Origin of the sequence: Aureibaculum flavum (assembly GCF_016406085.1) — a bacterium.
Taxonomy (GTDB): domain Bacteria; phylum Bacteroidota; class Bacteroidia; order Flavobacteriales; family Flavobacteriaceae; genus Aureibaculum; species Aureibaculum flavum.
The window spans coordinates 611,703-637,433 of sequence record NZ_JAEHFJ010000001.1; the positions used below are offsets into that span (position 1 = coordinate 611,703).

The 25,731-nt window shown below is 33.8% G+C and carries 22 protein-coding genes; 10 read left to right on the plus strand and 12 right to left on the minus strand.

Annotation, left to right across the window (positions count from 1 at the left end; genetic code table 11):
• The 3 genes from flxB to flxA all read right to left on the minus strand — a co-directional run bounded on the left by flxB (nt 1) and on the right by flxA (nt 3,539).
• Nucleotides 1-732, minus strand: coding sequence for a flexirubin biosynthesis SDR family reductase FlxB (gene flxB / locus JBL43_RS02660; RefSeq protein WP_138950469.1), 732 nt, complete (start codon nt 730-732; stop codon nt 1-3).
• 3 nt (nt 733-735) lie between these two features.
• A complete protein-coding gene (locus JBL43_RS02665) occupies nt 736-1,884 on the minus strand; it encodes a WG repeat-containing protein (RefSeq protein ID WP_198839923.1) in 1,149 nt (382 codons plus the stop codon).
• Nucleotides 1,885-2,009: 125 nt separating this feature from the next.
• Complete coding sequence (flxA, locus tag JBL43_RS02670; protein WP_198839924.1) at nt 2,010-3,539, minus strand: flexirubin biosynthesis tyrosine ammonia-lyase FlxA; 1,530 nt, start codon at nt 3,537-3,539, stop codon at nt 2,010-2,012.
• Between the two features lie 93 nt (nt 3,540-3,632).
• Here flxA and JBL43_RS02675 point away from each other — a divergent pair, with 93 nt between their 5' ends.
• Nucleotides 3,633-4,868, plus strand: a complete 1,236-nt coding sequence (locus JBL43_RS02675; RefSeq protein ID WP_198839925.1) for an NAD(P)/FAD-dependent oxidoreductase — start codon at nt 3,633-3,635, stop codon at nt 4,866-4,868.
• Nucleotides 4,869-4,967: 99 nt separating this feature from the next.
• On the opposite strand, the gene JBL43_RS02680 is transcribed toward JBL43_RS02675, so the two are convergent.
• Nucleotides 4,968-5,744: an XRE family transcriptional regulator gene (locus JBL43_RS02680; protein WP_138950473.1), complete on the minus strand. Its 777-nt coding sequence runs from the start codon at nt 5,742-5,744 to the stop codon at nt 4,968-4,970.
• 158 nt (nt 5,745-5,902) lie between these two features.
• Between JBL43_RS02680 and JBL43_RS02685 the strand changes: the two genes are divergently transcribed.
• Together JBL43_RS02685 and dinB are read left to right on the plus strand one after the other, a co-directional pair.
• Nucleotides 5,903-8,875 carry a DNA polymerase III subunit alpha gene (locus JBL43_RS02685; protein WP_198839926.1) on the plus strand — a complete coding sequence of 991 codons (2,973 nt, stop codon included), beginning with the start codon at nt 5,903-5,905 and terminating at the stop codon, nt 8,873-8,875.
• Nucleotides 8,872-10,092 (plus strand): DNA polymerase IV, encoded by a 1,221-nt coding sequence (gene dinB / locus JBL43_RS02690; RefSeq protein ID WP_198839927.1) that lies wholly within the window; start codon nt 8,872-8,874, stop codon nt 10,090-10,092. The genes JBL43_RS02685 and dinB overlap by 4 nt, the downstream gene beginning before the upstream one ends.
• A 15-nt stretch (nt 10,093-10,107) precedes the next feature.
• Here dinB and JBL43_RS02695 read toward each other — a convergent pair whose 3' ends face one another.
• Both JBL43_RS02695 and JBL43_RS02700 read right to left on the minus strand, forming a co-directional pair.
• Nucleotides 10,108-10,713, minus strand: coding sequence for a hypothetical protein (locus tag JBL43_RS02695; protein ID WP_198839928.1), 606 nt, complete (start codon nt 10,711-10,713; stop codon nt 10,108-10,110).
• A 26-nt stretch (nt 10,714-10,739) separates the two neighbouring features.
• On the minus strand, nt 10,740-12,038 hold the full coding sequence (locus JBL43_RS02700; RefSeq protein ID WP_198839929.1) for an N-acetylmuramoyl-L-alanine amidase: 1,299 nt from the start codon (nt 12,036-12,038) through the stop codon (nt 10,740-10,742).
• An 81-nt stretch (nt 12,039-12,119) separates the two neighbouring features.
• On the opposite strand from JBL43_RS02700, the gene kynU reads away from it, so the two are divergent.
• From kynU to JBL43_RS02735, 7 genes are all read left to right on the plus strand, one after another.
• On the plus strand, nt 12,120-13,391 hold the full coding sequence (kynU, locus tag JBL43_RS02705; protein WP_198839930.1) for a kynureninase: 1,272 nt from the start codon (nt 12,120-12,122) through the stop codon (nt 13,389-13,391).
• Nucleotides 13,384-14,793: an FAD-dependent oxidoreductase gene (locus tag JBL43_RS02710; RefSeq protein WP_198839931.1), complete on the plus strand. Its 1,410-nt coding sequence runs from the start codon at nt 13,384-13,386 to the stop codon at nt 14,791-14,793. The genes kynU and JBL43_RS02710 overlap by 8 nt, the downstream gene beginning before the upstream one ends.
• A gap of 149 nt (nt 14,794-14,942) precedes the next feature.
• Nucleotides 14,943-15,347, plus strand: a complete 405-nt coding sequence (locus JBL43_RS02715) for a RidA family protein (RefSeq protein ID WP_198839932.1) — start codon at nt 14,943-14,945, stop codon at nt 15,345-15,347.
• Nucleotide 15,348: 1 nt separating this feature from the next.
• Complete coding sequence (locus JBL43_RS02720) at nt 15,349-16,788, plus strand: aldehyde dehydrogenase (protein ID WP_198839933.1); 1,440 nt, start codon at nt 15,349-15,351, stop codon at nt 16,786-16,788.
• A 94-nt stretch (nt 16,789-16,882) separates the two neighbouring features.
• The gene (locus JBL43_RS02725) at nt 16,883-17,668 is read left to right on the plus strand and encodes an SDR family oxidoreductase (protein ID WP_198839934.1); all 786 of its coding nucleotides are present in this window, start codon (nt 16,883-16,885) and stop codon (nt 17,666-17,668) included.
• 145 nt (nt 17,669-17,813) lie between these two features.
• A complete protein-coding gene (locus JBL43_RS02730) occupies nt 17,814-18,347 on the plus strand; it encodes a 3-hydroxyanthranilate 3,4-dioxygenase (protein WP_198839935.1) in 534 nt (177 codons plus the stop codon).
• Nucleotides 18,348-18,421: 74 nt separating this feature from the next.
• The gene (locus JBL43_RS02735; protein WP_198839936.1) at nt 18,422-19,510 is read left to right on the plus strand and encodes an amidohydrolase family protein; all 1,089 of its coding nucleotides are present in this window, start codon (nt 18,422-18,424) and stop codon (nt 19,508-19,510) included.
• A gap of 262 nt (nt 19,511-19,772) precedes the next feature.
• Here JBL43_RS02735 and hppD read toward each other — a convergent pair whose 3' ends face one another.
• The 6 genes from hppD to JBL43_RS02765 form a co-directional block, all read right to left on the minus strand.
• On the minus strand, nt 19,773-20,933 hold the full coding sequence (gene hppD, locus JBL43_RS02740) for a 4-hydroxyphenylpyruvate dioxygenase (RefSeq protein ID WP_198839937.1): 1,161 nt from the start codon (nt 20,931-20,933) through the stop codon (nt 19,773-19,775).
• A 9-nt stretch (nt 20,934-20,942) separates the two neighbouring features.
• Nucleotides 20,943-22,109 carry a homogentisate 1,2-dioxygenase gene (locus JBL43_RS02745; protein ID WP_198839938.1) on the minus strand — a complete coding sequence of 389 codons (1,167 nt, stop codon included), beginning with the start codon at nt 22,107-22,109 and terminating at the stop codon, nt 20,943-20,945.
• Nucleotides 22,110-22,289: 180 nt separating this feature from the next.
• On the minus strand, nt 22,290-22,508 hold the full coding sequence (locus JBL43_RS02750; RefSeq protein WP_198839939.1) for a PLD nuclease N-terminal domain-containing protein: 219 nt from the start codon (nt 22,506-22,508) through the stop codon (nt 22,290-22,292).
• 58 nt (nt 22,509-22,566) lie between these two features.
• A complete protein-coding gene (locus tag JBL43_RS02755) occupies nt 22,567-22,803 on the minus strand; it encodes a NifU family protein (protein ID WP_117883554.1) in 237 nt (78 codons plus the stop codon).
• A gap of 4 nt (nt 22,804-22,807) precedes the next feature.
• Nucleotides 22,808-23,950 carry an Mrp/NBP35 family ATP-binding protein gene (locus tag JBL43_RS02760; protein WP_198839940.1) on the minus strand — a complete coding sequence of 381 codons (1,143 nt, stop codon included), beginning with the start codon at nt 23,948-23,950 and terminating at the stop codon, nt 22,808-22,810.
• A 150-nt stretch (nt 23,951-24,100) separates the two neighbouring features.
• Nucleotides 24,101-25,699, minus strand: coding sequence for an Ig-like domain-containing domain (locus tag JBL43_RS02765; RefSeq protein WP_198839941.1), 1,599 nt, complete (start codon nt 25,697-25,699; stop codon nt 24,101-24,103).
• Nucleotides 25,700-25,731: the final 32 nt, after the last annotated feature.

Sequence of the window (25,731 nt, forward strand, 5' to 3'; positions counted from 1 at the left end):
TTATGAATAAATTCCACCATTTATATTAATTACCTCACCAGTAATATAAGAAGATTTTTTGGATGCTAAAAACGAAACCAAATCAGCTACTTCTTCGGCCTCACCGAATCTGTTTACAGGAATCATTCTTTTCAATTCTTTTTCATCTAACTCGGCGGTCATATCTGAATTAATAAACCCAGGAGCTACCGCGTTAACCGTTATTTTTCGTTTAGCTACTTCTTGAGCTAAAGCTTTTGTAGCGGCTACAATTGCTCCTTTTGCTGCAGAATAATTGGTTTGTCCTGGTGTACCTTTTACACCCGAAACAGAAACCATATTAATAATTCTACCGTAGCGATTACTTAACATTTTTTGAATTAAATGATTGGTAACATTATAAAAACCATTTAAACTTGTATTGATAACACTGTGCCAATCTTCAGCAGGCATCCACATGAATAAACCGTCTTTGGTAATTCCTGCGTTGTTTACTAACACCTCAATAATTGAACCTTCGTTTGCATCAATCCATGTATCTAGAGCGTTTTTTACAGCATCCGCATTGGCTACATCAAACTGAATAATTTCACCAGTATTACCCAACTCTTCAACCTGTTTTAAGGTATCTAAAGCCGCTTCTTTATTTGAATTGTAATTGATTAAGATATGGTAATCAGAATCTTCTGCTAATTTTTTACAAATTGCTTTTCCAATTCCTCTAGAACCTCCTGTTACTAATGCACACTTCATTAACTATTTATTTATATCTGTAAAAGATTCAGCTCTTTCAAACCAAGTATTATTTAGTAGATTACCTTTGGTGTCAAGAAATCCCCATTTTTTCTTACGAGTAACTCTTGCAAATCCTTCATGGAACCCCTTTTCATTTCCTTTTTTAAAAAGCAGGCTTACACCAAACATTTCTCTATTTGAAATATCATAATTAGCTTCAATAATTAGCTTTCCTGATGTATCAATAAATCCCCATTGTTTATCTATTCTAACTGGAGCCAATCCATCTTTACTAAAAATTTCTGCATCTATATATTTCTCTGGAATAACCATATCACCTTTTTCATTAATATAGCCCCATTTATCTACTGTCATTACAGGAGCTAAACCATTGAGAAAACCTCTCACTTTTTTATATTTGGGTTTAATTACCCACTCTCCTTTTCTATTTATAAAACCAACTAATTTTAACGCATCGTTAGCGTAGGTTAATTCTTCACCATCACGGAAGTCCCAAATTTTCAAAACCCCTTCAACTCTAGTAAATTTACCATCAATTATCATTCCACTTACACCATCTTTTTTTGCTGTAAGATTTCCTTCAGACCAAATTCCTAAGCCTTCATACTCCAATGGCAAAACAAGTTTCCCCCTATTATCTATTAAACCATAAAACTCACCTTTCTTTACTTTTGCATGATCATTTTTAAAGGCATATATTTTATCATAGGTAGGCTCTAAAATAACCTCTCCTTTAGGATTAATCAAGCCAACAAGGTCATTTTGTTTAATGTAAGCAACTCCGTTTTCAAAACTATAGAGCTCTTTAGAGTCTGGCATTTTAACCTCTTCTCCTTTTTTATTGATATACATCCATTTTTTATCCAATAACACAATGGCTAATCCACTATCAAAACTTTTCGCTTTTGCATAGGTTGGCTTTATTGCCACCTCACCTTTTGTATTTAAATAACCCCATTTTTTATTTTCTTTAAAAGGAGCTAATCCATCTGCAAAACTACCTGCATATTTATAAGTAGGTTCAACTAACCAAGACCCATCTGGTTTGATAAATCCAACTTTCTTTTTTTGAACGACTAACGCAGCTCTTTGAGCAATAACAGATTGACCTATTAGAGCGATTACTAAAATAAATAGTATTTTTTTCATAATAACTTGAGTTTATTTCAAAAGTAGAAATTAAATTGAATAATTCTGCTTTTTATGTATAACCTGCATGAAATTCGGTACAACTGGCAAAGAACTCCACTTAATGAGTTCAATTTACTAAAAATTTAGTTACTCTTTGTTTCCATCAAGTATTTTTTGACTGCACCCACATACGGATACATCACTATATCATCTTTAAATGCAGGCACCAGGTTTCTAACCGCATCGAATAACGTTTTGGTTGTTGACGAAACTTTATCTTGAAATTCTAAATATTCAATAGCTTGTATAATTGTAATCATTTCAATTGCAACTACTTCAAATCCATTTTCAATTACTTTTTTAGTCATTAATGCGGCATTCGTCCCCATACTGACAATATCTTGATTGTCGTTATTATTTGGAATACTATGCACGTACATCGGGTTAGACAAGGTTTGGCTTTCTGCTGTTGTAGAAGTTGCTGTGAATTGCACACCTTGCATTCCGAAATTTAATCCCAATTGTCCTAAATTAACAAAAGGAGGTAGAATATCGTTCAATTTAGAATTTAATAAATAATTCAATTGACGTTCTGCCAACATGGTCATTTTTGTAGTAACAATTTTTAATTTGTCCATTTCTAGAGAAACGTAATCACCATGGAAATTACCACCATGATATACTTGTTGTTTTTCAACATTAACTATAGGATTGTCATTTGCTGAATTCACCTCTTCAATTAATGTTTTTTGCACGCTTTTTAAAGTATCTAAAACAGGACCTAAAATTTGAGGAACGCAACGTAACGAGTAATACTCTTGCACCTTCTCTTTAAATACCGTGCTATTTTCATTAGCATTGTATAAATATTCCGCTCTACTTCTTATTAAGGTACTATCTTTTAAATGCTCTCGCATTTTTTTTGCAACTTCTTGCTGTCCTTTATGTTTTTTAGTGCTGTTTAATTCTTCTGATAAATGATCACTATACGCCTCTACCACTTCATTAATGGCAGATGAACATTTCAACACCCAATTTAATAATCGTTTGGTATAAATTACATTTACAATACCAATACCTGTCATTACTGAAGTACCATTTATTAATCCTAACCCCTCACGTAGTTCAACTGTAATTGGTTTTAATCCTTCTATTTTAAAAACCTCAGCAGTTGGTACACGATCACCTTTATAAAAAACTTCTCCTTCACCTATCAATACCAAAGCTAAGTGTGCCAATTGTACCAAATCACCACTCGCTCCTACACCACCATGTTCATAGATTAAAGGTGTAATATCTCTATTTATAAGTTCTTTCATCAATTTAACAACCGACGGGTGTACACCAGAGTTCCCTAAACTTAAAGTATTTAATCTGGCTAACATTGCTGCTTTTACATACATTTCAGGGATTGGATTACCAACACCAGAGGCATGACTTCTAATTAAGTTATATTGAAGTTGAATTCTATCTTCATCTTTGATTTTATATTGAGCCATGGGCCCAAATCCGGTATTTACACCATAAATCACTTTGTTTTCGGAGAACTCTTTTAAGAAATTAAAACTCTTTTCTACCCTTGTTAGTAAGGTCTTATCAAGTTCAATTTTACTTTTATTAAAAATTACTTCGTAAAAATCTTTTAAATCTAATTCTCCTTTAATGTTAAGCATTCACTACAGGGTTTATTGGTAAATAATTCACTTTTTTGATATATTGAAGCGACAAATTTAATATTTTTACACAGAACTTAGTCAAAATTAGTAATGAATACAGAAAATGTAGATGTTTTAATTATTGGAGCAGGTCCTTCCGGATGTGTTTCTGCTGCCTATTTACATAAAAAAGGAGTATCAGTTCTAGTGGTTGAAAAATCTAAATTCCCAAGATTTGTAATAGGTGAAAGTTTATTACCAAAGTCAATGGAACACTTTAAAGAAGTTGGTCTTTTTGAGTGTTTAGATGCCATGAATTTTGAAAAAAAACGAGGTGCACGTTTTATACGTGGAGAAGAAGTTTGTCTTTTTGATTTTAGTAAAAAATATACTGAGGGTTGGGACTGGACTTGGCAAGCACCTAGAGCAGATTTTGACAAAGCCTTGGCGGATGAAATTGTAAGAAAAGGTGTACATATTGCTTTTGAATGGGCGGTTACTGATATTAAGTTTGATGGTACCAACTCAAAAACTACTATTAAAAATGAGAGCGGAGAAGAAAAAATAATCAATGCCAAACATGTCATAGATTCTAGTGGATATGGTAGAGTTTTACCACGATTGTTAGATTTAGACAAACCCTCTACCCTACCAAAACATTCCTCTATTTTCACACACGTAATTGACACAAATAGACCCGAAGGAACTGAAGGTACACTCATTACTTTTGATATTGTAAAGCCACAGGTTTGGCTATGGGTTATCCCTTTTTCAAATGGAAAAACAAGTTTAGGCATCGTTGGACCCACAGAATTTATAGAATCTTATAAAGGAACTACTTCAGAAATGTTTTCTGAAATGCTTAAACTATCTACACATTATTATGATAGATTTAAAGATGTAGATTTTGAATTTGATCCTATCTGTATTAAAAACTATTCAAAATCAGTTACCCAATTGTATGGAGACGGTTATGTGTTAACAGGAAATAGTTCTGAATTTTTAGATCCTGTTTTTTCGTCTGGTGTGGCGTTTGCGACAGAGTCTTCTTTATTGGCTGCTAAATTAGTAGAGCGACAATTAAGAGGCGAAAGTGTAGATTGGGAAAATGAATATACAAATTACATTAAAAAAGGTGTAAATGTATTTTCTACGTATGTGAAAGAATGGTATACAGAAAACTTACAAACATTATTTTTTCACAGGCCTGAAAACCCTGACGTTAAAGAAAAAATTTGTGCCGTTTTAGCAGGTTATGTTTGGGATGAAACCAATCCTTTTGTAAAAAAACACGATAGAGCAGTAAGCTCTATGGCCCATTTAATTGATATGGGAAATAAGAAGTAAAAAGACCTCCCTTAATCACTCCAAAGGGGGAGACCCTCACGTTTATTTTTAAAGTTGAGTTTTATAAAATTATTATTTTTCATATCATAATCCTATTCACTACAACGCAACTGTTTTATCAATCGCTCTTAGTTCAACTTTTAACTCTTGAAACATATTGACAATACTACTCAGTTTCAATTCTTCTTTACTATACTCTTGAGTGTTGATACAACACGTAAATTTCCATACCTCTAAGACTTCTTCTATTTTCACTTCATAAGGAGCGTATCTTTTATTATCAGAATATAACAACAAACTTTTCCGATCTTTAATTCTATTATACACACGCTTATAAACCAACCCATCGTCTTTGGTAAGTACAATATAAGTTCTACCATCTTTTACATCTTCAATATCTTCCACATACTTAGCTACGATAAAAGAACCATCTTTTACGGGCAACATAGAATCTCCTTTTATAGGAAATGCTCTGTGCGTGCCTGTAGGCAGAAAAGGCAAGTTGAATTTCTGTAAATGCTCTATATATTCAGGGTCAGAATACCCATTTAAATAACCCGCAGAAGCTTCTATGGTTACTACTTCTATAAGTTCTTCATTATGTTCATTAACACTTATAGGAAATAACACTCTTTTATTGCCGATATCTATAAATGATAAATCTTTCGTTTTTCTTAAATCGACTTTAATCAAGGTATCTATCGGAATCTTTATATACTTAGACAAATCAATTAATTTATCAATTGAAGGTTCTGTTCTTCCGGACTCAAAAGAAGCTATCATGGCTCTTGACCATTCTAATTCTTCAGCAAAAAACTCTTGCGAAAAAGTCTTTAATTCCCTTAGGTGGCGAATGTTTGTTGCAATATAATTCATCTGCTATTTTGTGTTTTTTTTATCTGTCAGATGGAATTCGCTATTTAAAATCTGAGCATTATATTAAAAATTTAGATAGTTTATTTCATAATGTTTCAAAATTAAACAATAATTGTTTCATAATGAAACTAAATTTGTAAAAAATTTAAAGAATAAACATGTACCTCAATTGTCATACATATTATAGCCTCCGTTACGGTACTGTAAGTCCAGAAAACTTATTGGATTTAGCTGTTAAAAAAAACTTGCATACCATTGCCCTGACAGATATTAACAGCACTTCGGCATGTTTAGATCTTGTGCGTTTAGCAGCAGAAAAAAAAATTAAACCTGTTTTAGGTGTTGATTTCAGAGATGGAGTAGCACAAAAGTTTATAGTCTTGGCAAAAAACAATGCTGGTTTTCAAAAAATAAACACTTACCTCTCTACTTTTTTACATGATAAAACCTTGAAAATTCCAGAACAACCTAAATACATGAATGCTGTTTTTGTTATTTATCCTTTTGAAAAAGATAAGGATTATATATTGAAAGAAAATGAATATTTAGGAATTAAACCCAAAGACCTCAACCATTTAAAATTCTCAAAATGGAATCGTAATCGTGAAAAACTGGTGGTATTACAGACCGTTTCTTTTCAGGATAAAAAAGACTTTAACACTCACCGACTCTTACGAGCTATTGACAACAACACCTTATTGAGTAAGTTATCTGAAAGCGAACAAGGTTGTGAGACAGATCAATTATTGGATTTAAACACCCTAAAAAATATCTATGCTGATTATCCTGAATTAATTGAAAATACTGAAAAGTTACTAGACAATTGCACAATTGATTTTGACTTCTCTCAAAAGGTTCCTAACAACCAAAAATCGTATACCAATAGTGAAAGTTTAGATTATCGCTTATTAGAAAAACTCACTTATCAAGGATTGGACTATCGCTATCAACATCCCGATGAAACAATTTACAATCGGATAAAAAAAGAATTAGCTATTGTCAAACAAAAAGGCTTTGTATCTTATTTTTTAATCAATTGGAAAATCCTCAAATATGCCCGTAGCAAAGGCTATTTCTATGTAGGTCGTGGTAGTGGTGCCAATAGTATTGTAGCATACCTTTTACGAATTACAGATGTTGACCCTGTGGAGTTAGACTTGTATTTTGAACGTTTTATCAATCTTTATCGTAAAAATCCACCCGATTTTGATATTGATTTTTCATGGACAGACCGTGATGATATTACTCAATTTATTTTTAAACGTTTTAAAAACACAGCATTAATTGCAGTGTACAACACTTTTAAATTCAGGGCTTCTGTGCGAGAACTGGGTAAGGTTTTTGGGTTACCTAAATCAGAAATGGATATATTAACCAGAGGAAAATATAATTTTAATACGTTAGATAAATTATCACAATTGGTAATTACCTACAGCAAATATATTCAAGGATTCCCTAACTATTTAGGCATACATGCTGGGGGCATTTTAATTTCTGAAAAACCGATTCATTATTACTGTGCTACCTTTTTTCCTCCTAAAGGATATGCTACTACACAATTTGACATGGTAGTTGCCGAAGATATTGGCCTCTATAAATTCGATATTTTAAGTCAACGCGGGTTGGGTAAAATAAAAGATGCTGTTGAAATTGTTAACCATAATTATCCTGAAAAAGAAGCCATAGACATTCATGATATCAAACGATTTAAAGAAGACAAACAGATTAAATACCTGCTTAAAAATGCCAAAGCTATTGGCTGTTTTTATGTAGAATCTCCAGCTATGCGAATGCTACTGAAGAAATTACAAGTTGACAATTATTTAGGATTGGTAGCCGCAAGTTCGGTAATACGTCCTGGTGTAGCAAAGTCGGGTATGATGCGAGAATACATTTTACGATATCGGTATCCGGAACGTAGAAAAGAAGCACATCCGGTACTTTTAAACATTATGCCTGAAACTTATGGTGTAATGGTCTATCAAGAAGATGTAATTAAAGTGGCCCATTATTTTGGCGGATTAACCCTAAGCGAAGCAGATATGTTACGCCGCGGAATGTCAGGTAAGTTCCGATCTCGCGATGAATTTTTAAAAGTAAAACAATTGTTTTTTGACAATTGTAAAAAAGATAATAAACCAGAAACTTTAACAAGCGAAATCTGGCGACAAATTGAAAGTTTTGCTGGCTATGCTTTTGCCAAAGGGCATTCCGCTTCGTATGCTGTTGAAAGTTACCAAAGCCTCTTTTTAAAAGCCTACTACCCTATTGAATATATGGTGGCTACCTTAAATAATGGTGGTGGATTTTATAGTGTAGAACTCTATGTACATGAAGCCAGAATGCACGGAGCTATTATTGAAGCTCCTTGTATTAACTCCAGTTATAATCAAACAATTGTAATTGGTAAAACCATTTATTTGGGATATGGTTTTTTACAATCTTTTGAATCTAATACCATTAAAAAAATCCTTTCAGAACGAGAAAAAAATGGATTATTTAAAAGCTTAAATGACTTTATAGAACGTGTTTCTATTTCAGTAGAACAAATTTCCATCTTAATAAAAATTAATGCTTTTCGCTTTACAGGAATAAATAAACGCGAATTACTATGGCAAGCACATTTAAAAATAAGTAAAGTACCATTACAAGAAGATCGTATTACTTTATTTAAAACAGAACGTATTTCTTATAAAACTCCAGAACTGAAAAGTACTGAGTTAGAGAATGCCTTTGACGAATTTGAATTGTTAGGTTTCCCATTATGCAATCCTTTTAAATTATTGACAAAGCCTCAATATAATAATTCAAGGGCTAGACATTTACCACATTATAAAAATAAAACGATAGCGATTGAAGGCTATTTAGTAACTACAAAACGTACAGCAACATCAAACAGCAAGACGATGTATTTTGGTACGTTTTTAGATCGTGATGGCGATTTTATAGACACGGTACATTTTCCGCCCGCAGCAGTAAAATATCCGTTTAGAGGAAAAGGTATTTATGCTATTATCGGCAAAGTATTAGAAGAGTTTGATTGTATAAATATAGAAGTTAGCTCCATGCACAGATTAGCTATTATTGAAGACCCAAGGTATTCAGACAAACCGAAATCAATTACAACATGACACAAAGAGACAGAGCTATTGTACATATGGATTTAGACACCTTTTTTGTGTCTTGCGAACGCTTATTAGACAATCGACTAAAAGGTAAACCCGTATTAATTGGCGGCACTTCTGACCGAGGTGTTGTAGCATCATGCAGTTACGAAGCTAGAAAATTTGGCATCCATTCTGCCATGCCCATGCGTATGGCAAAACAGCTATGCCCAGAAGCAATTGTACTAAGAGGCAACTCTGGTATTTACACTAAATTTTCGCAAAATGTAACCGAAGTCATTAAAGAAAGTGTGCCTTTATATGAAAAAAGTTCTATTGATGAGTTTTATATTGACCTTACCGGAATGGACAAATTTTTTGGATGTCATCAATTAGCAAGTGAATTAAGACAACGCATTATGAAAGAAACAGGATTACCTATTTCTTTTGGACTGTCCATTAATAAAACCGTGTCAAAAATTGCTACGGGCGAAGCCAAACCCGATAATCAAATTCAGATTATAAAGGGAACCGAAAAACCTTTTTTAGCCCCATTATCTGTTCGGAAAATACCAATGGTAGGTGAAGTTACTTACAAATCGTTATGCGACTTAGGTATCAAACGTATTATAACCGTGCAAGAAATGCCCATGCAATTGATGCATAAAGTATTGGGTAAGAACGGCTTGAGTATTTGGAAAAAAGCCAATGGTATTGATAACAGCCCTGTGATACAATACCACGAACGGAAATCAATTTCTACCGAACGTACTTTTAACAAAGACACTACTGATGTTGAAAAATTAAGAAGCATTATTATTGCTATGACTGAAAATTTAGCCTATCAACTAAGGCGGGGTCATAAATTAACGGCCTGTATTACTTTTAAAATACGCTATTCCGATTTTCAAACCTACACTCAACAAAAAAGAATTTCTTACAGTTCTTTAGACAGTTCTATTTTACCTGTGGTATTAGACTTATTTAAAAAATTGTACAACAGACGGTTGTTAGTACGATTAATTGGTGTTAAGTTTAGTCATTTGGTTGAAGGCGGACATCAAATCAACTTATTTGAAGATGATGAGAAATTAATAAATTTAAGTACCGCCATAGACAAAATGCGTGAACGTTATGGTGACCGTTCCGTGGTTAGTGCAAGTGGTATGGAGGCCAAAAGCATTAGTAGATGGAACCCTTTTACAGGAGAACCACCACCATTATTGGCTAACAGACGGAGATAAAATAATTTGATTAATTTAAAACACCTTCTTTAAAATTAGTTTCGCTAATGTTTTTCCTGTCTTAGCGTATCCTTCACCTAAGCGACTTTCATTACTATAGTTGTTACCCCATTGGTCGCCTGGAGCATCTTTACTACTAACTTCAACTAATACATTATCCCTATTTGAAGTTTCTACAAATTTAAGATTAGTAGTTACTTTTGCCTTTTGCTTCATAATACCAGCATCCCATCCTGGATATAACCATACCGTTTCAACAATAAGTGTATATTTGGCATCTGAGAGTCCTTCTTCAAAATCAACCCCTTCTTTGTCCAGATATTTGTTTATCAATTCCAAAAACTTCGGATTCCAAATAAACTCATTACTGGAGTTCCATTTTTTCTCCCAGACTTTACCCTTGCCTTTAGATTTACCTTCTAAATCTGCAGAACGTTTTGCTACATATTCGTCATTAGTCATCTTTTCTTTCATCAGAGTCATATTATCATAAACAAACTCCACATTAATTTCTTTTTGACCCTTTATAAAATCAAAATTGCCCGCTTCTATTTTTATTTTTTGTGAGTGAATTACCGATGCCGTCAATAAAAAGGCTAATACAATTGCTATTTTTTTCATGTTAGAAATTTTAAATATCCTCAAATTTAACTCTTTATCAGTTTAAAACGGGCTGTTTTATTATCAATATTAAGCTGCAACCAATAAACCCCTGAAGATAAAAAGGATAAATCAATTTCTGCTTTTTCTTTCTTAGTGGCATTATCATCTTCAAAAACCATTCTACCTGTTACGTCAAAACATTTTATTACTAACACCTCATTATCCAAAAAAGAAGTCTCAATTGCAATTTTATCTAAAAAGGGATTAGGATAGACCTTCACTTTGTTAAATAGCTCATCATCTATACCTAACGCAACACAACCACTAAGAATACCATCAACTTCCGTTCTAATAGTTGGTAACATATCATAAACCTTTTGCCCAGGACATTCTGTACTACCACCATCTCTATGACCAGAGATTGTTTGTATATACGATCCTGACGAAGCATGATACTTTGTTGCGATAGGATCTATACCTTTTACACAGGCTTTCCATGCCAATAAACTTTTAAGACTATTAATCATTGCGGTTTCTGGGGTAACCGTAGTGTAGGTTCCCATCAATGACATCCCTGAAGTTCCACTGTTATGCCCTGAAAAATGAGCTCCTGTCGTATCATCTTCTCTCCCTTCATAAACATTCCCTTCTTTATCCAGCAAAAAATTATACCCCACATCTGACCAACCGTTAGTATTTACATGGTAATTCCAGATAGAACGCACCACTGCAGCCCAATCTGAAGAGGTATTTGCCCCTGCCGTATGATGTACTATTAAAAACTTAACATCTGTAGAACTTGGATTAGAATTTGGTGGACAATCATTATTGGGACACCAAGTACTTCTTGTTATTACAGTAGGAGCTGCACAATTACAAGAAGCTAATGTTTTCGTTTTAGCAGTATCTAAATAACCGCTTTTCTTTTGTGCTTTGGTTTCTAAAAACGATGTTTCATAAGGGTAATAAAAGTTGAATTTAATATCACTAAGCGTTGCTAACTCCTTAAAAACTATTTTTACTTGCGTTTGCTTACTCTTAACATCTAGATAGGCCATGGCATGATAATTATTGACTTCAAAATTATTTTCATCAATTGGAAACAACTGCCATTCATCATTAATATCTTTATAATAAACCGCTTCAATGGCTTTAGAAATACTATTGCCAGTAACACGAATAGAAAAAGCAACAAACGGATTATTTGCAACCTGTTCCATCTCTAAAAGATCTGACACATAAGTTTGTTGAAACTGTTTTTCAACCTTTAGCAATGTAGTTCTAGATTCTTGAGCAACTAATACAGAACTAATCAAGCAAAATAAGAGTACTATTTTTTTCATAAAACGAAGATATAAAATATATCTAGAAAGCCTAATTAGTTTATAAATTCTTATTTTTGTTTAAATCATAAAACTACAACCTTGTCAGATTATCAATTAGGATTAGAATATGCTAAAACGCAAGATCAGTCAGATGATTTATCTGCGTATCGAAATCAATTTCATATTCCAAAAGACACAAACGGAAACGACCTCATTTATTTTACAGGAAACTCTTTAGGATTACAACCAAAATCAACAATGTCTTATGTTGAAGAAGAGCTTAAAGCATGGGCTGAACTAGGTGTTGAAGGCCATACTGAAGGTAAGCATCCATGGTTACATTACCATGAATTTTTAACCGAAAATATGGCGAATATTGTAGGTGCAAAACCTATAGAAGTTATCGTAATGAATACGTTAACAGCAAATCTGCATTTTATGATGGTTTCGTTTTATAAACCCACAAAAACCAAATATAAAATAGTAATTGAAGCAGATGCTTTCCCTTCGGATAAGTTTGCCGTAGAATCGCAACTGCGACATCACGGATTTGATGAAAAAGACGGTATAATTTTATGGAAGCCACGCAAAGGAAATGAATTGGCTAGATATGAAGATTTAGAAGCTATTTTCGACCTGTACGGTGATGAAATAGCTTTGACATTAATTGGAGGTGTTAATTATTATACTGGACAGTATTTTGATTTAAAAAGAATTACATCCTTAGCTCATTTTCACGATTCCATGGTTGGTTTTGACTGTGCCCATGGTGCTGGTAATGTCAAATTAAACCTACATGATTCTGGTGCTGATTTTGCAGTTTGGTGTACTTACAAATATTTAAACTCAGGCCCAGGAAGTCTCGCTGGTTGTTTTGTACACGAACGTCATGCCAACGATAGAGAGTTAAACCGTTTTACAGGCTGGTGGAGTCACAATAAAAAAACACGTTTTAATATGCGTGATGAATTTGATCAATTACCTGGAGCTGAAGGTTGGCAATTAAGCAATCCCCCCATTTTATCTATGGCTGCTATTAGAGCCTCTTTAGATATGTTTGCTGAAGTAGGGATGGATAAATTGGTTGAAAAATCGAAAAAACTAACAGGCTATTTTGAATTTTTAATTGAACAATTAAACAATCCAAATATAAAAATTATAACACCAAAAGATCCCTCTGAACGCGGGTGCCAACTATCCATTCAGGTATTAAATGCAGATAAAAAATTACATCACAAACTCACTGAAAGTGGTGTAGTTAGTGATTGGAGAGAGCCAGATGTTATACGCTGTGCCCCCGTTCCGTTATACAATTCATATCTAGATGTATATACTATGGTTGAAAAATTGAAAGAGATACTAAATGACTAAAAAAGAAAACATACTCATAGTAGGTGCCGGACTTTGTGGCTCACTCTTAGCCTTACGTTTAGGACAACGCGGTTATAACATTACTGTTTATGAAAAACGACCTGATTTACGTAAGGTAGATATCAGTGCTGGACGCTCAATCAATCTTGCCTTTTCAGATAGAGGTATAAAAGCAATGAAATTGGTGGGTTTAGAAGAAAAAGTTAAACCGCTATGCATCCCTATGAATGGCAGAATGTTGCACGATGTAGAAGGAAATACTGTTTTAGCACCTTATAGCGGTAGAGAACATGAATATATTAATTCCATTTCTCGGGGTGATTTAAATGCCTTATTACTCGATGAAGCTGAAGCATTACCTAACGTAACCATCTATTTTAATCATAAATCTACTGAGGTTGATTTCGAAAATTGCATAGCTCATTTTTATCAATATGAAACAAAATCTGAAGTTTCAAAAAAAGCAGATGTTATTTTTGGAACGGACGGTGCAGGTTCTTCTTTACGAAAAAGTTACTATCTGGGTAAAAAATTCTTATTCAGTTTTAGTCAAGATTATTTGACGCATGGTTACAAAGAATTAAGTATTCTACCTGCCCAAAATGGGGGCTACAAAGCCTTTAAAAATGCCTTACATATTTGGGGAAGAGGCGATTTTATGCTGATTGCATTACCCAATTTAGATGGTAGTTTTACAGTAACCTTATTTTTAAGTTACGCGGAAGGCGAATACAATTTTAACAACTTAACAACGAATGAGAAAGTACTAAAATTCTTTACAACATACTTTAAAGACGCCTTAGAATTGATGCCAAATCTCATTGATGATTTCTTTGAAAATCCAACATCCCCTTTAGGCACCGTAAAATGTTCTCCTTGGCATTATAAAGGAAAAACCTTATTACTGGGAGATTCTGCTCATGCAATTGTTCCCTTTTACGGTCAAGGAATGAATGCCTCTTTTGAAGATGTGGTTGAATTTGATAAATACCTTGATGATTCTAAGGATTGGGAAACCATTTTTAAGTCCTTTGAAAAATCACGAAAAATAGATACCGATGCTATTGCCGATTTAGCCATAGACAATTTTCATGAAATGAAAGGTCACGTAAACAATGCTATCTTTAGAGAAAAGCGTAATTTAGAAATGGCGTTAGAAAAACACTTTCCAACTGAATATTCTTCAAAATATTCATTAGTTACTTTTAATGAAGACATTGGGTACTATAAAGCGATGACTCAAGGTAGAGCACAAGATAAGGCCATGTTAAATATGATTGCAGATCATGATATTTCTATTTCCGACCATACTACTAAAGAAGAATTAGCAATAATTTTAAAGAAAGTGAAAATTGAAACTGAAGAGATTCTAGAAGAAGATAGAGTTGCTCGAAACATGTAAAGTCCCACCCCCACCCTCCCGAAGGGAGGGAGATTTAAATGCAAAATTTGCCTATATTTATGTTTAAAATATTAATTCAACAATAAAAACATTCTTAACCACCCAGTTAAGAGTTCCTTCCCTTCGGGAAGGCTAGGATGGGATTTTATATGAACAACAAAGTTACCCCAAGAGGAGCCTACCCACATACCAAGCGTGTAGGTGATTTTATATTTGTATCTGGTACCAGTTCAAGAAGACCAGACAATACCATTGCTGGCGTTGATATTATTGACGAAATGGGAACTAAACACCTCAACATTGAAGTCCAAACTCATGAAGTACTAAAAAATATTGAACGAAATTTAGCCAATGAAGGTGCTACGCTAAAAGATGTGGTTGATGTCACTTCTTTTTTGGTAAACATGAATGACTTTGCAGGTTATAATAAAACGTATGCCGAATTCTTTGACAAAGAAACAGGACCAACACGAACAACCGTTGCAGTGCATCAATTACCACATCCCGATTTGGTAGTCGAGATAAAGGTAATGGCTTATAAAAAATCTAAATAAATTGAATATCCTAAACTATATCAACGGCAAGTTTTTGCCTCCCGTCGCTGACGGGTGGATCGACAATTATTGTCCCGCCAATGGTGAAGTTTACTGTCAAACCCCAAATTCAACTCAAGCAGATGTAGACAAGGCTGTTGAAGCTGCGAAAACAGCTTTTACTTCTTGGTCACAAACTACACTGGACGCACGTAGTAGAATTCTCATTAAAATTTCAGAATTAATAGAAGCCAATTTAGATCGATTTGCAGAGGCAGAAAGTAAGGATAATGGCAAACCCATCTCATTGGCAAAAACAGTTGATATACCCAGGGCAGCGAGTAATTTTCGTTTTTTTGGAAATGCGATTACCCAGTTTGCAAGTGAGAGTCACGAGAGTATTGGACAAAACGCCATCAATTATACCCTACGCCAACCTATTGGTGTGGTAGGTTGTATTTCTCCTTGGAATCTTCCACTCTATTTATTTACTTGGAAGATTGCTCCAGCCCTAGCTGCGGGAAATTGTGTTATTGCTAAACCAAGCGAGGTGACACCAATGACCGCTTATTTACTTGGAGAGCTACTTAATGAGGCTGGCCTCCCAAAAGGCGTGTTAAACATAGTACATGGAACGGGACCCTCAACAGGAAAAGCAATTGTTGAACATCCTGAAATTAAAGCCATTTCATTTACAGGAGGTACTAAAACAGGAGCTGAAATTGCAAAAATAGCTGCTCCACTATTTAAAAAATTATCGTTAGAATTAGGAGGGAAAAACCCTAATATCATCTTTGCCGATTGTGATTACAACACAATGCTAGAAACAACTGTAAGATCTTCTTTTGCCAATCAAGGACAAATATGTTTATGTGGAAGTCGTATTTTTGTAGAAGCATCTATTTATGAAAAATTCAAGACGGACTTTGTATATAAAGTGAAAGCATTGAAAGTGGGGCATCCTTCCAATTCCGATACGGATATTGGTGCATTGGTTTCCAAAGAGCATCTTGAAAAAGTCTTAGATTATATCAACATTTCAAAATCAGAAAACGGAATTGTTTTATGTGGCGGAGAAAAGGTAACCGTCACCGATTATGAAAATGGATATTATTTGGAACCCACAGTTATTGAAATTACAACAAATAATTGTCGAATCAATCAAGAAGAAGTATTTGGCCCTGTGGTTACTATTATGCCATTTAACAACGAGGAAGAAGTATTACAAATGGCCAATGATGTTAAATATGGTTTATCTGCTACCTTATGGACCAATGATTTATCCAGAACCATGCGAATGACCAAACAATTAGAAACCGGAATCGTTTGGGTAAATACGTGGATGTTACGCGATTTACGAACCCCTTTTGGTGGTATAAAAGCCTCGGGAATTGGACGAGAGGGTGGATTTGAAGCCTTACGCTTTTTTACGGAAGCAAAGAATGTGTGTATAAAATATTGAAAAAAGAACAAAGACAGAAAGAATTAAGAGCAAAGACTAAAAAAAATAACTAACGAAAACAAAGCTCCTTCCTTTTTGGAAGGTCGAGATGAGAATGAACTTAAAATTAGAAAACAAAAACGCATTGGTCTGTGGCAGTACTCAGGGTATTGGCAAAGCCTGTGCCATGGCATTGGCAGAATTGGGTGCTAATATTACCTTAGTGGCCAGAAATGAAGAAAAATTAAAACAGGTAGTAACAGAATTACCAAATACCTATCAAAATCACTCGTATATCGTGGCTGATTTTCAAAACCCTACAGAATTAGGACAAAAAGTAGCTCGGAAACTCGCTGAAGTTGACACCTATCACATATTAGTCAACAACACCGGTGGTCCAGCTGGAGGGACTGCCTTATCCGCAGACATATCAGAATTTGAAAGTGCTTTTACACAACATTTAAAAGCGAATCATATATTGGTTCAAACGGTAGTTCCAAAAATGAAAGAAGCTGATTTTGGTAGAATTATTAACATCATTTCAACCTCAGTAAAACAACCATTGGATGGATTAGGAGTTAGCAATACCATTAGAGGAGCAGTTGCTAATTGGAGTAAAACCTTAGCTAATGAACTGGGCGAATATGGCATTACCGTAAATAACGTTTTACCCGGAGCAACAGCAACATCTAGGCTCAGTGAAATCATTAATAATAAAGCGACTAAAACAGGCAGAACTCCAGAGCAAATCTCTAAAGCAATGAAAAATAGTATTCCTGCAAAACGCTTTGCACAACCCGGAGAAATAGCGAATGCAGTGGCATTCTTGGCCAGCGAAGCGGCAAGTTATATCAATGGCATTAATTTACCTGTAGATGGAGGCAGAACAAAATCGTTGTAATATCCCATCCTAGCCTTCCCTAAGGGAAGGGAAATTTCGATGCGAAAATTTTGTACATTTATACTTGAAATACATTGTTTAATAACAACTCAATTTTCCCGTATTGAGTTTCTCGCCTTCGGGGAGATTAAGAGGGGCTTTTACTATGAGCAAATTAGTTTCTCCTTTAAATTTTAAAGCTTGGATTGAAGAAAATAGACATTTATTAAAACCACCTGTAGGTAATAAAGTCGTTTGGAAAGATGGTGATTTTATAGTGATGGTTGTAGGAGGTCCCAACAATAGAAAAGATTATCACTACAACGAAACACCAGAGTTTTTCTATCAAGTGGAAGGTGATATTGTACTTAAAATTATAGACAATGGCACTCCAAAAGATGTCCACATCAAAGAAGGAGATATTTATTTATTACCACCAAAAGTGCCACATTCTCCGCAACGTGGTGCCCATACTGTAGGCTTAGTAATTGAATATAAACGACCTGAAGGAATGCGAGATGCCTTACTTTGGTTTTGCGAAAATTGTACCACCAAATTATACGAAGAAGACTTTACTGTAAAAAATATAGAAACCGATATGCCCGTTATTTTTGATCATTATTATTCTGATAAAAAGAAACGATCGTGTCCAAATTGTGGATCTATTATGGAGCCACCAAAAAAGGTGAAAATAGAGTAATACTTACAAAAGAGAAAACTAAATATTAAATAAAACTCACACTTAAAGATTCCAGCCTTCGCTGGAGTGAAATCATGGAAAAAAAACGCAAATTACGTATTAACGGACATTCACATTTATTACCTTATCCTGAGGAAATACCGCAATACATGAAAGACAAAGGTATTTTTTGGGTAGATAAGGATAGGAAATTTATGCTTCAAAAAGACTGGAGTCGTCCAGTAACGGATTCTAGTTTCTTCTTACATGAAAAATTAGCATGGATGGAGCGTTTCAAAATAGACCATGCCGTGGTACTTAATTTATCACAGTTATACGGAAATGGACTACGTGTTGAAGAAATGAAAAAAGCATTGCGTTTCCAAAATGATTTTAATGCTAAAATACAACAAGAACATCCTAGTAAATTTACCTGTGGCTTTGTGGTACATCCTGGTTTTGTAAAAGGTGCCTGTTGGGAAATTGAACGTTGCGTTGAACAGGGCATGCAGTTACTTTGCTTACCAACGCATTACATGGACACTATTGGTACTTGGCGTTGTATTTTTGATGAAGAAAATGAGCCTATATTTGAATTGGCTAGTAAATTGAATTTAGCCGTGGAAATCCATCCCTATGATGGTGAAAAATTCATTAAATTAGAAAATACATCTTGGCGTTTTCATCTGATTTGGATGTTGGCTCAATGTGCTGATGCATACCATTTTTTTACCATAAAGGGGTATCAAGAACGATTTCCAAATATGCGGACTTGCTTTGCTCATGGTGGACAGTTAGCACAAATTAATCTAGGACGTCGTATTCAAGGTTTTGACGGTAGACCTGATTTATTTGAAGGTGATTACCATCCTAGAGCTGCTGTTGGACATAAAAATATCTTTTTTGACACCCTTGTACATGATACCGGTTCTCTGAAATTACTTATAGAAAATCAAGGAGCGAAACAAGTTTTAATTGGCCTAGATGACCCTTATCCTTTAGGTGAAATGGAAAGTGTAAAGCAATCATCCTATCCCGGTAAAATTTTAGATCTAGCTATTGATAGAAATATTATTAGCGAAGCAGAAAAAGATGCCATGTGGGAAGATAATGTAATACAATGGTTGTGTGGCGATGATGAAAAGGCTAAAAAAGCGTTAGTTAATAGAATATTAAAAGATTAAATACATGCGTCGGCTAGTTGGAGAACAATAGCCAAAAAGCCCAAATTTAGATTTGATGAATACTTAAACGGACCAGACAATCCTGATTATTATGATCAAATGGGGCATAATTTGAATAACCTTCTGATAGGCATGATGGTATTCTTTTTTTTGATGACTTATATAATATTATAATCTAGTAAAACCACCCCACCCTGCGGGCACCCCTCCTTGAAAAGGAGGGGAATTAAAAGTTTGAACTCTTTCTTTCGGAGTAATGATTTTATAAAGTTCCTCTATTGGCTTGTTCTCTTTCAATGGCTTCAAACAAAGCTTTAAAATTACCAACACCAAAAGATTGAGCTCCTTTACGTTGTATCACTTCAAAAAACATAGTGGGTCTATCTACAACTGGTTTTGTAAACAATTGTAATAAGTAACCTTCCTCATCTCTATCAATTAAAATTCCATGCTCTTTTAGCACTTCTACATCTTCATCAATTTCACCAACACGTTCTAATAAATCATCATAATAGGTATCTGGAACATATAAAAACTCCACACCTCTATCTCGCATTGCTCCTACGGTTTTTACAATATCGTTAGTGGCCACTGCAATATGCTGAACCCCTGGCCCATTGTAAAAATCTAAATATTCTTCAATTTGCGATTTCTTTTGTCCTTTAGCAGGTTCGTTAATGGGGAATTTTATTCTACCATTCCCATTAGACATCACCTTACTCATTAACGCTGTGTATTCTGTGGAAATATCATCATCCGTAAAGGAGATGATTTGTGCAAAGCCCATTATTTTAGCATAAAAATCGCACCATTGCTTCATTTCTCCCCACCCCACATTACCTACCATGTGGTCAATAAATTTTAAGCCGACTGGTTCTGGATTGTAATGTGATTCCCATTTTTTATAGCCTGGTAAAAAAAGACCTTTATAATTTTTTCGTTCTACAAAAACATGCACGGTTTCACCATAGGTATATATCCCTGATCGAATTACAAATCCATCTTTATCTTCTTCTTTTGTAGGTTTCAAAAATGGCTTTGCTCCTCTTTTGGTCGTTTCTTCAAAAGCTTTAGTGGCATCATCAACCCAGAGAGCTACTACTTTAACACCATCACCATGCTCATTTATATGTTCGTTAATAACGCCACCCTTTATCAATGAAGTCGTTAACACCAATCTGATCTTATCTTGTTTTAATACATATGAAACACGGTCTTTCACACCTGTTTCTAATCCCGCATAAGCTTCTGATTGAAACCCGAATGCTGTTTTATAGAAATGTGCGGATTGTTTGGCATTGCCCACATATAATTCTACATAATCAGTACCAAGCAATGGTAAAAAATCTTCGGCATCTTCAAATATTTTTTTGATACCATATTCTGTATTTTGTAAATCTTTTAAATTCTTTATATCTGCCATGTTTTCTTTTTAATGATTTTCATCTAGCCAAGAGGTGTGATAATCTCCTGTATCAATTTTTAATGCTTCTTCTGTAACCATAAGCGGTTTAAAAGTATCAACCATAACTGCCAATTCTTCTGTTTTGGTTTGACCAATACTACGTTCCATTGCTCCTGGGTGTGGACCATGAGGAATTCCTGACGGATGCAAAGTGATTTGACCAATCCCAATATTATTTCTACTCATAAAATCGCCATCAACATAATATAGCACCTCATCAGAATCAATATTACTATGATTATACGGAGCGGGTATAGACTGCGGATGATAATCATACAATCTCGGCACAAACGAACAGATTACAAAAGCACTGGTTTCAAAAGTCTGATGCACAGGGGGCGGCTGATGAATTCGCCCAGTAATTGGCTCAAAATCATGGATTGACAATTTATAAGGGTAATTATAACCATCCCAACCCACCACACTAAAGGGATGCCCTGCATACACATATTCGTGTATCATATCTTGCTTTTTCACTTTGAGGATAAACTCTCCTTTATCAGTAAAAGTTTCCAGTTCACTTGGTGGATGCATATCACGTTCGCAAAACGGTGAATGCTCTAAATGCTGCCCAAACCAATTCCGATAACGTTTTGGTGTATAAATAGGATGTTTAGACTCCACAATAAACAATCTATTATCTTCAGTATCAAAATCAATCTGGTAAATCATTCCTCTTGGAATTACTAAGTAATCGCCATATTCAAAATCAATATTGCCTAGAAATGTTCTTAACTTACCTGAACCTTTGTGAATAAACAATACTTCATCAGAATCAGTATTCTTATAAAAATAATCTCGTAACGATTTTTGCGGTGCAGCTAAGGCAATATAGCAATCGTTATTTGCTAACATTATTTTTCTACTTTCTAAAAAATCAGCTGTTGGGTTTACACTAAATCCATTAAGACTTAATGATTTCATATTTTTTTCTACTGCTATTTTTGGAGAAACATCATAGGATTTCAACACTGCTTTCACTTGCGTAGGTCGGTGTGTATGATACAATAATGATGACATTCCATCAAAACCAATAGTTCCGAAAAGTTCTTCGTAATAGAAATCGCCGGAATCACTCTTAAAAATGGTATGTCTTTTAGGTGGTATTTTACCTAATTTATGATATCTAGGCATATTTGTAAGATTTTAAGTTAAAAAAAGCTCAAGTTGTTTGAACACAAAGTTCAGATAAAGTTGATAAACAGATCGTTAATATAAAAATAACGTCATTCAGGATTTCGCTTCATTAGAAGCTTAAGAAGTACTAATAATTCTGTAAAAGAAGTTTGCATCGTTTTTATAAAAAAATTATAATTACAAATCTAGCTCTAACTTTTGATTTCGTCCAACAATAAAATAAAATATAGTTCCTAGTATTGGAAGAAATAAAACAACCAAAATCCAAACTATTTTATCATTTTTTTTAAATGAACTTTTTAAAATATCGAAAATAGCAAAAAACCAAAATGCAAAAGAAATCAATACGAATAACTGCCAAAAAACCAATTTCCAATCAAAAACATGAAGTTCCATAAACTGATTTTTTATAAGGTTTAATTTATATTAAACACTCCAATAAAAGAAAAAATACTTATTTCACGCTAACCACCTCTTTAATTTGTGGAGCGTATTTTTTAATTGTGGCTTCTACACCATTCTTTAAGGTCATTTGATTAACAGAACAGCCAATACACGCTCCTAATAGCTGAACTTTTACAATATTTTTATCAATTGAAACAAGAGAAATATCTCCACCATCAGACTCTAAAAAAGGTCTAATTTCTGCCAATGCTTTTTCTACTTCGTTTTTTAATTTTTCTGCTGTCATTCTCTTATTTATTTACGGCACTACAACCTGCCATAGTTGTTATTTTAACAACTTCAGTTGGTGGTAAATCGTCATTTCTTTTTACAAGTTGGGTTACCAAATTTTTAGTGATATTTATAAAAGCCTCCTCCAAAGGTGTGTCATTTTGTAACGCAACTGGATGACCTACATCTCCCGCTTCTCTTATACTTTGTACTAGTGGTACCTCTCCTAAAAATGCTGTTTTTAAATCTTCCGCCAAATTTCTTGCTCCATCTTTTCCAAAGATATAATACTTATTATCAGGCAATTCTGCTGGTGTAAAATAGCTCATATTTTCAACAATTCCTAACACCGGAACGCTAATGTTTTTCTGTTCAAACATCGCTACTCCTTTTTTTGCATCTGCCAAAGCAATCTTTTGTGGCGTACTCACTATTACAGCTCCAGAAATTGGAACTGCTTGAACAATGGACAAATGAATATCACCAGTTCCTGGAGGTAAATCTATCAACATAAAATCAAGTTCTCCCCATTCTGCATCAAAAATAAGTTGATTTAAGGCTTTAGATGCCATTGGTCCTCTCCAAATAACAGCCTGATCAGGTTGTGTAAAAAATCCAAGTGATAATAACTTTACACCATAACTTTCAATAGGCTTCATTTTAGAGCGTCCATCAACAGTAATAGCAATTGGTTTTTCATCAGCAACATCAAACATTATAGGCATTGATGGCCCATAAACATCAGCATCTAAAACACCAACTTTAAATCCCATTTTTGATAAAGTAATTGCCAAATTAGCAGTAATAGTTGATTTACCAACTCCTCCTTTACCAGAAGCAATGGCAATTATATTTTGAATTCCTTCAATTTTTTTACCTTTTATTAAATTACTTGGCTTTTTATCAGGAGCAGGGGCATTCACTTTTACATTGACTTTTACATCAATTTTCTGATAAACACGGTCGTGAATGGCCTTCATTATTTCAACTTCCACTTTTTTCTTAGCCTGTAAAGTAGGATTGCTAATTACCACATCAACAACAACTTCATTGCCGAAAATCACGATATTACCAATTGATTTACTCTCTACTAAGCTTTTACCTTCACCAGGTGCCGTAATGCTATCTAACGCATTATATATATCTTCTTTACTAAATTTCATTTTGCTATAATTTTCTCACTTCTTTATATTCATTCTAAATACAAAGATAGGCTTTAGACTTAACATATTAAAAGAATTTAATGGAACAAATGTTACTTACCTTAAGTGTAAAACTTCTGCTATTTAAAATGTAAAATTTTCATTTTATCTCTATTCCAAAATAAACGACTCTGGCATTTCCCAATTTGCCCTTACATCATTTGTAAACTCAAGGTAAATTACTTTTTCTGGCTGTTCTTTACGTAAAAAATTACCCGTGTCCCATTTTTTATTTCCGTTTACGTCATAAATAACTCTTAGTAAATACTTACCAGGCAATAAATCAATAAAATCGTATTGTTGCTCTTCGGTAGCATAGATCTCCTGAACAATTTTTTCTTTACTGGATAGTAATTGAACAATAATTGGAAACTTTTTAACACCTTTTAAAGTAACAAATAACTTACCGTAATCTTCTACTTTTTTAGTACTAAATTTATATTTTATGGTATCATTACTTTGTTCAAAAAAGTTAAAAATAGAATTAGGTAAAATATCCATCGTATATTTTTGATTGTATTTTTTCTCAAAGTTGAAAATAAGTTCTGACTTGTCCTCTGAAATTTTCATATCATACTTTACCAAAATAGTATCTTGATCGAAAAAATCAATTTTAGTAGTATCTACTGATGCTAATGGCAAATTACTTGAAATTTTTAATTGATTTTTTAACTGAAATTCGCCAGAGTTCAACTTTGTTAATCGGAGTGTATCTACTTTTTTTGAACGCAGTTTCACAATTACAGTATCTATAATTTCTCTATTAGACACTTTAAATTGAATAGAATCAGCCACACTACCGTTAAAATAATAATTCAAAGTATCTTTATCTTTTTCAAAACTAGAAACACTTTTAAAATCAGGTGCAACTCTTAAAGGTTCTATTTTTATACTATCCGCCAGGCCTTCATATCCAAACTGGATATGCCCTTTGCTCACTTCAAAAGGTCTTGTAAATCTAAAAGGAAGTATTTCTTTAAATAATTTGATGCTAAAACTTGAATCTGTAGGTATTGTAATATTCTTTTGTTCAAAACCAATTTTATCCTCTTTAGGATCAAAAGTATAATTTTTAGATTTATCACCTAAGGCCATTAGCAAATATTCACCTGCTTTTATATTGGTAATTTCCCAAACGGTAGAATCTAAGGTATTACCTACATAATAGGGTTTTTCCTTATAGATAACAGAATCATTAAAAGCCTCATTTATTTCATATAGCATAACGGATACATTCTCATCCGTTTTTTTATTAAAGGCATCTTTTATATTACCACTTACTTTAAGAGAATCTATAATAGGCCCTGTTGAAAAAACAAATTTAAAATTATTAAAAACATTACCTTCATTATTATCGGTTACACTCTGTCCGAAATTAAAGGAATAGGTTGTATTTTCTTTTAACGTATCTAAAATTTTAATAGTAATTGTTTTGCTTGCCGTACCTAATGGAGTAATTAAAGGACTACTTTTTAAAGGTGGTGAAATAATTAATTGAGTGTTTACATCTTTCAACTTCACATATTCATCAAAAATTAGCTTCAACTCTTTACCTTTAAAATTTGTAGAATAATTTGCTGGAAAGGATTTTTCCAATAATGGTGCATCCTCATCCTTATCTCCACCTGTAGGTCTTCCTCTTTTAGCACAATCCGTTAAAAAAAGCACCAACAGAAAAAATCCAAAAAGTACAGAAAGTTGTTTCCTCATTGTTTTAATTTGTTGCAAAAGTAAAGAAATAA